The sequence below is a fragment of the Trichocoleus sp. ST-U1 genome (assembly GCF_039961835.1).
GTDB lineage: Bacteria > Cyanobacteriota > Cyanobacteriia > Cyanobacteriales > FACHB-T130 > FACHB-T130.
In genome coordinates, this window is sequence record NZ_JAMPJZ010000011.1 from 101,624 (window position 1) to 108,235 (window position 6,612).

6 protein-coding genes are annotated in these 6,612 nt (G+C 43.7%); 3 read left to right on the forward strand and 3 right to left on the reverse strand.

Going from position 1 to position 6,612, the window contains the following annotated elements; genetic code table 11:
• The first annotated feature begins 813 nt into the window (after window positions 1–813).
• The gene (locus tag NDA06_RS06855; RefSeq protein WP_190430324.1) at window positions 814–2,061 is read left to right on the forward strand and encodes a glycosyltransferase family 4 protein; all 1,248 of its coding nucleotides are present in this window, start codon (window positions 814–816) and stop codon (window positions 2,059–2,061) included.
• Window positions 2,058–3,245 carry a glycosyltransferase family 4 protein gene (locus tag NDA06_RS06860; protein WP_190411463.1) on the forward strand — a complete coding sequence of 396 codons (1,188 nt, stop codon included), beginning with the start codon at window positions 2,058–2,060 and terminating at the stop codon, window positions 3,243–3,245. Before NDA06_RS06855 ends, NDA06_RS06860 begins: the two co-directional genes overlap by 4 nt.
• Before the next feature lie 702 nt (window positions 3,246–3,947).
• On the opposite strand, the gene NDA06_RS06865 is transcribed toward NDA06_RS06860, so the two are convergent.
• The 3 genes from NDA06_RS06865 to NDA06_RS06875 all read right to left on the reverse strand — a co-directional run bounded on the left by NDA06_RS06865 (window position 3,948) and on the right by NDA06_RS06875 (window position 5,080).
• On the reverse strand, window positions 3,948–4,133 hold the full coding sequence (locus NDA06_RS06865; protein ID WP_190678293.1) for a hypothetical protein: 186 nt from the start codon (window positions 4,131–4,133) through the stop codon (window positions 3,948–3,950).
• 141 nt (window positions 4,134–4,274) lie between these two features.
• Window positions 4,275–4,454, reverse strand: coding sequence for a hypothetical protein (locus NDA06_RS06870; RefSeq protein ID WP_190532706.1), 180 nt, complete (start codon window positions 4,452–4,454; stop codon window positions 4,275–4,277).
• 146 nt (window positions 4,455–4,600) lie between these two features.
• Window positions 4,601–5,080, reverse strand: coding sequence for a hypothetical protein (locus NDA06_RS06875; protein ID WP_348231937.1), 480 nt, complete (start codon window positions 5,078–5,080; stop codon window positions 4,601–4,603).
• A gap of 874 nt (window positions 5,081–5,954) precedes the next feature.
• Here NDA06_RS06875 and NDA06_RS06880 point away from each other — a divergent pair.
• Window positions 5,955–6,612: oligosaccharide flippase family protein (locus tag NDA06_RS06880; protein ID WP_348251697.1), on the forward strand; the 658-nt coding region annotated here is incomplete at its 3' end.

Consider the following 6,612-nt stretch of genomic DNA (forward strand, 5'->3'; position numbering starts at 1 on the left):
TAAAATTCTATTTTTGTATAGTGGCTGTCAAATTACACTTTTAAATACAGACTTCGTTAGCAGTCTATATCCGATGCCTCGGAAAGTTAATTGTAAAGTACGAAAGTACAATTTATACAATTAAGCGGCTTTATGTATAAACTCAGTTCGCATCTTCCATAAGGAGTATTCATAATTCCTACTTTTGATAGTAGTAATAGCCTTCGGAAAGTTAATTTCGAAGTACAATTCATAAAACTAAGTAATCTTACGTATAAACTCAGTCCGCATCTTCCATAAGAAGTATTCATAATTCCTACTTTTGATAGTAGTAATAGCCTTCGGAAAGTTAATTTCAAAGTACAATTCATACAACTAAGTAATCTTACGTATAAACTCAGTCCGCATCTTCCATAAGGAGTATTTTATAACTCCTACTTTTGATAGTAGTAGTAGGAGTAACGAGTTCTCTTTCAGGGTGGTATTAGATTTGGTAAAAGCTTAGGAATGGCTGGGTCAGGGTTTTTCGGGTTTGGGAGAAATTATTGGGCAGTGTTAAAATTGAGCCATTTTTTGCCTTCATAGCGTCTTGAACCTCATTATAAAGTTGCCATGAAGTCAAGTGGGAAATTTGAGAACTTTCTGTAAAATCTGGCAAATTCAATTTACTTAAGTAGGGTTTTACAGTAATCTAAGCAATTATGAGGAAGAGAATCTCAGACTCTCAAGTCAGCTAAGCAATCATGCTGAAATAAATCTACTGACAGACTGCTTAATTAATCTTTGCCACAACAAAAAAACAACCAATACACCTAGCTATATATAGGTATTGTTATGCGTAAACCTGTTTTGACTATCTTCTACCAGTTCAATCCGAGTAGCATTAGCATCGGGGGTATACAAACAGTCATACGCACTTTTGTTAAATACGCTCCTAGCGAGTTTGAAATCCGGCTGGTAGGAACGGAGAACGATCCATCGCAACCCATAGGAGTATGGAGAGACGCCCAGTTGGCAGGCAGAGAGATCCGCTTTATGCCCTTGTTTTTTATAGAAAACGATAACTTTAAAAAATTAGTACCAACCACTATTAAATATACGGCTGCCCTTTTGGGTCGGAATTTGAGTTCGGATTTCATGCACTTTCACAGGCTGGAACCCACACTTTTTACTCGCAACTGGTCAGGAGAAAAGACTCTCTTTATTCACAACGATATTCAAAAGCAAATTAATTCTGCGGACAAAAAAAATGCGATTCTGTGGCAACGTTTTCCAGCAGCATATTTTGCTATCGAACGCTATCTTGTAAGTCAGTTTTCTCAAATCTTGTCGTGTAATACTGAATCGGTGCAACATTACCAGCAGCATTACCCAGAGATAGCAGAGCGCATTTCCTACGTCAAAAACACAGTAGATAACGAAATCTGCTACCCATTGACCTTAGATGAACGAGAGAAAGGTAGGCGCACACTTGCACAGCAGATGGGTTTAGCGGAAGATACACGCTTTATTCTATTTGCTGGTCGCCTTCACGCCCAGAAAGACCCCGTCTTGCTAGTCCGCTCCATTGCTGCCCTGAACGATTCAAATGTTCACCTCCTCATAGCAGGCGATGGAGACTTAAAGGATAAGCTACGTTCTGAGATTTCCCGCCTTGGATTGTCCGGACAGGTAACGCTGCTGGGACCATTAGCCCAGGCAGAACTTGCACAGTTGCAACGTGTATGTAGTGTTTTTGTACTAACGAGCGCCTATGAAGGTCTTCCTATGGTCGTTCTCGAAGCACTTGCCAGTGGTACGCCAGTGGTGACAACCCAATGCGGCGAAACTCCAAACCTACTCACTACTGATAGTGGAGTGGTGTGCGAGGAGCGATCGCCAGCCGCAATTGCAGATGCCTTGCGGAAGGTACTGCACAACGGTGGAGATTATCCAATCGAGGCGTGCGTTAAAGCTGCCAAACCTTACAGTGCCAAGACTGTCGTGGGTGATATCTACAGCGATATGCTAAGCCGCTGGCAACAGCGGAATTTGTCTACTAGCCAGATTAATCAAAAAACTTTTACCGGGGTTTCGCCATGAAAATTGCCGTAATTGGAGCAAAAGGGTTGCCTGCTAAACAGGGTGGTATCGAGCACCACTGTGAAGAAATTTATTCACGGGTTGTGGAACAGGGTCATGAAGTGGATTTGTTTGCCCGTTCCTCATACACTGGAGATGTTTCGCTCAGCCACTATAACGTTCATGGTGTGAAGGTTGTTTCCATACCCAGCTTGAATATCAAGGGAATGGATGCTCTGTTGAGTTCGGCGCTGGGAGCGATCGCTTGCAATGCGAAGCGTTATGATATCGTTCACTTCCATGCTTTAGGACCAGCCCTCTTTACTTGGCTACCCAAAATTGCTTCCTCGGCAAAAGTTGTTGTTACCTGTCATGGCTTAGATTGGCAACGTGCCAAATGGAACAAAGCTTCTAGCGACCTAATCCGTCGCGGCGAACGTGCTGCTGTCCGCTTCTCTGATAGCATGATCGTCGTCTCAGAGGAACTGCGCTCATACTTTAAGGAAACTTACGGTAAGGAGACAATTTATATTCCTAACGCACCCTCAAATATGGGTGATTCAGACCCTACTTTTAGCTATGGAACTTCGCTAGGTCTGGAACAAGGACGCTATATTCTATTTTTAGGTAGACTCGTACCGGAAAAGTGCCCTGACTTACTCATCAAAGCCTTCCAAAATCTTCAGCAAGAAGGATGGAAACTTGTAATGGTGGGCGGTACCAGCGATACCAATGAGTTCACCTCGGAGATCACCGAGATGGCGGCGAATAATAAGAACATCATATTCACAGGTGAACTTAGAGGTCCCCGTCTTGCAGAAATCCTTCGGGGTGCGGGATTGTTTGTACTTCCTTCTGAGTTGGAGGGATTACCTCTATCAATGTTGGAAGCAATGCAGGAAGGTGTTCCCGTACTCGGTAGTGACATTCCCGTGCATCAGCAATTGATTGGCAAAAACCGAGGGATGCTTTTCCAGGTAAAAAATGTAGACTCCTGCCTCCGCAGCTTGGAATGGGCAATCAATCACCAGAATGAATTGGCGGTAATGGCTAAAAACGCCCAGAGTTATGTGCAAGCACACTATACCTGGAACCAGATTACTAGCGAAACATTGGAGTTGTACAGAACACTCACCGCCCTTGCTCCACTAGACAACGAAAACGGCAAACGAATTCCAGTTCCATCAGACCTGGTCAAGGCTTAAAAGCGCTGTTGCATTTCTAAATTGTCAATATAACTTAATATTTTCCTGCCAGGTGATAGGGGCGCACAAATAGCTGTACGCCCCTACTATTTTTTGTCTTTATATTATCTTTATATTTTTTTTACACAAAATAGCCATGAACACTCACTTCACTAGTGTTATAAGCGCGACACACATATTTACATTCAATTACGTATTTACTAGCAGCATTTAGCAGCATTCAGTTAAAAAAACTTAGCTTTCAGGACAAAATCAGAAAAACATCCTTTAATTTATTTGTAGAAAAATATACTTAAAGCGTCTCCGTATGTTTTCGGGTTTATAAAGGAGTTCTTTACAAAAAATTCAAAAAATTCACTGATGTCAAGACCCTGTAGTGTTTCATATCCTAGAGGGGTAAACAAAACTATTTACCAAAATGAACGCCTTTATCAAGAAACTAATTTCTACAAGCGTCATGTTTCTCTTCACGGCTGCTGGTTTCGTAGTATTGGCATTTTCGGTAGTCTTGATGACGGTTGAATCCCTCGTCTCGTACGTGTTGTCACAAGTAACAGCACTACAAAATCATTCTTTAACAGAACGTGTTACTAGCGTGAAAGAACCGTCTTCTGTTAAAGGCTAATGCCTTGGTACTTTTCGGGTAAATTTAACCAGTATTCAGGGGCGAATTGCGTGTACGGGCGCGGAAGATAAAGCAGCCTACTCCTTGGAATCGTCAGGAGTTCCGTAGTAGATGCCCCTGCCATTGGTACCAACGAAAACCAAGCCAAACTGTTGCCAACTCGCCTCCATCGCATTTGGCTCGCCAGCGATGGGATTTTGGCTAGAACCAATGCTTATCCAAGTTCTGCCTCTGTCGAGAGAACGGAAGATCCCCTCGCCCATACCAGAAATTTTTCCATACAAATAAAGCTCTGGAGTTGTCCTTCCGGTCTGCGGTTTCCCAAAAGTAAACAAATGCGCCTTTTCTACTGAAGGCAGCTTAGCGAACGTTTTGCCACCGTCTGTGGAGTTAAATAAACCTTCCTAGTCTAAGCTGAGCCTGACTTCAGTTTTCGCATCTGGAACTGTTTTCAGCGCATACGAATAGTAGTCACTCTTAATATTGGGAATCGATGAGTTGACAATGCTAAAGGCTAAAGGATGCACCTTGGTCAGTGCTGCGGTAAACTTTGCTGTCGCTGTAATAGTAAAAAGTATTTCCATCTACTTTATTCGCCACCAAGGGCTGATCTCAATACCAGGGACATTCTGAGCAATTTGGTAGTCCAGACACTGCACTCCCTGAAGCGCCGCCATTAGTGGTGCGTAGGGGTAGAGCTTTACTTACAGCTACAACAAACAAGTTTGGATTAGTTGCCGATATCGCTACGCGCAGTGGTAATTGATGCCGGAAACGACGCAAACTTCTTCCAGGTTAATCCAGCGTCTGTTGAAGTTGCTTCTGTATAAGTTGAGTGCCACCTTGAACCGCCAACGCAGACGAGATGCCAACGCCTTTGGTAAGCGTTGGGGATAAAGTTGCGACTTTCGCCCATTGTCGCGCCTGCATCCGAGTATCTCCACACCCCATCGTGCCGCGAATCAATGAAAATAATGTTGGAGTTAGCCGGATTGAGAGCTAGTCTTTTTCCCACCCAGCCATGCTCAACATTACTGTCTATCCCTAAGTTGATGTTTAGTTTAGTCCAGTTTTTACCTCGCTCTGTGGACTTAAAGATTGATCTTTTGGGTTGCCGCTGGGAGTATTTACCTGCTGCCATGTAAACGATATTTGGGTTGATGGGATCTGTTGCGATCGCTTCTTCCCCGTAATATGTTTTCTCTTTCATTGTGAAGCTGTCATGTAATCGAATGCAGGTTTTATCTTCGGCATTCCAGCGATAAAAGCCACCAACGTCGGTTCTGAGCTAAACCAGATCCTTTTGTACGTTGTGAGTATAAACACCTGTAACAAACCCTCCACCTCCTATCGACACGTTAGCCCAGCGACGTAGGAAGTGGGTGCCATCGGTACGGACACAAGATCCGCGCCTACAATCGGCTGTTGGTTGCTACCTATTGCTACTAGCAGTACACCCAAGCATAGTGCCAATAAACACAGGAGCCACAGCCCGATGGAGAAGTTTTAATATCATGATTGCCTAAACACTGGTAAGATTACAGACATTTTGCAGAGAATAATGTAAGTTATCTATTTCATAAAGTTGAAGTTCTAATGAAGAATTATCAAGCCTTCCATAGCTCAATGCCAAATGTGTAAATATTCAGTGTCTTTATAAAAGCTTTAAACTTTGGGGGGGAATTCTCACAAATCCACACTGTTGTCTGTGGTAAATTAAATTTGCTTGCTTAAAAAGAGATTGGCACCCAAGTACGATCGCTTTAACTGTTGCTGAGATATTTTTGCCAATCTGTACTAGCGTTAGTAGCAATTGACTATTTATTCAATGAAATATGCTGACGACCTTAGAAGGCCGTCTACTGATGCAGTAGCGATGAACCAAGGCAAACTAAGGAGAAAAATGTGCTGGAGCTGAGCCACCTGCTCAAAAAATTGATGAGCATTCTACCGATTTTCCCGCATCTTGCGCCGCTAAAGACTCCCAAGCTGCGATCGCTATCTATAAATCTCTTTTTCTGGAAGTCTTCATTGGTAGAACATCAAGGATTTCTCCGTAATATTTGCTACTTTGAGGGTCAAGCATGAACCTGAAAACGCAAGTCATGCGGGGAGGAGTCTACCTGGTACTGCGTCAGGGACTGGGAGTATTCATCAGTCTGGCAGGAGTGATGCTAGTTACCAAAGTCATAGGACCGGAGAAATACGGTCTCTATGCTGCCACCATCAGTATATTTTTGTACCTTCAGATGCTCAGCCAGCTAGGCATTGAAGTTTATCTGGTGCGGCGGGAAGGGGAAGAGGAACTCGGAGTATATCACCAAGCTTTCACCCTGCTGTTGCTGCAAGCGTTTACAGGAATGCTTTTAGCTTTTTTGGCGCTTCCCTTAGTGGAAAGCTGGGTGAATATCCAAGGGTTTCGCCCGGTAGCGCAAGTCTTGTTTCTGGGACTTCCCGTCGTTCTCCTCAATCAAGTCCCGATGGCTCGGCTAGAGCGCAATCTAGATTACAAGCGGGTAGCTTTAATTGAACTTCTCGGTCAGTTAGTTTACTACGTGATAGCCTTTCCAATGGCTTTTCGGGGAGCCGGAGTTTGGGCGCTGGTGGCTGGATGGTGGCTACAGCAAGTTCAAACTCTAGCACTACTCTACTGGAGTGCCGGATATCGTCCCCGCTTTGCTTGGAATTGGGTTTTAGTTAAGCAGATGCTGGGATACAGCATCGGATTTTCCACCTCAGTCT